This window comes from Pseudomonas sp. 1152_12, from assembly GCF_052850675.1.
Genome location: NZ_VXCW01000060.1, coordinates 1 through 513, shown reverse-complemented (window position 1 = coordinate 513; position 513 = coordinate 1). Strand labels below are relative to the sequence as shown.

The window sequence follows — 513 nt, the reverse complement described above, 5'->3', positions numbered from 1 at the left end:
ACCTCGCTTTCACCGACAGCATTGCTCGCTGAAACCAGTCGTCCCGCCTCGTCGTAGGCGTAGGAAACGACGTTCTGCTCAGTCACCCAAACATACGGCTCACGCCCTTTGGCGCGATGAACCTGATAGTCCACCGCCACAATGCGGCCTAGTTCGTAGCGCAAAAACAGCGACCGGCCTACACCGTTATCCAGCCGCTCAATCCGACCGGAACGATCACGAGCAATACGCAGCCGGTTGTCATACGGATCGCTGATCGCCGTCAGCACACCGTCGCGAAAGTGATAAAACCGTGACGCCTGGGCCAGTACTAACTCATCGGGTAACGACCCCAAGTAGATGGCTGCCTCGGCCAGGCTGTTGGTAATCGCCGGCCGTGAGGCGCTAGGCAACGGAAACTCAGTACTGCGGTTCTCATGATCGGTCCAAACTACCGAATCACCGTCCACCACCAACCGCTGTGCCAGCGCATGACTCCAACCAAACCCCAACCCACAATCCACTTCCACCGCG

1 protein-coding gene is annotated in these 513 nt (G+C 58.3%); it reads right to left on the bottom strand.

Going from position 1 to position 513, the window contains the following annotated elements; translation table 11 throughout:
* Positions 1–513, bottom strand: a 513-nt coding sequence (locus FW764_RS28105) for a DUF6531 domain-containing protein (protein ID WP_446436725.1), incomplete at both ends; no start/stop codon positions are given.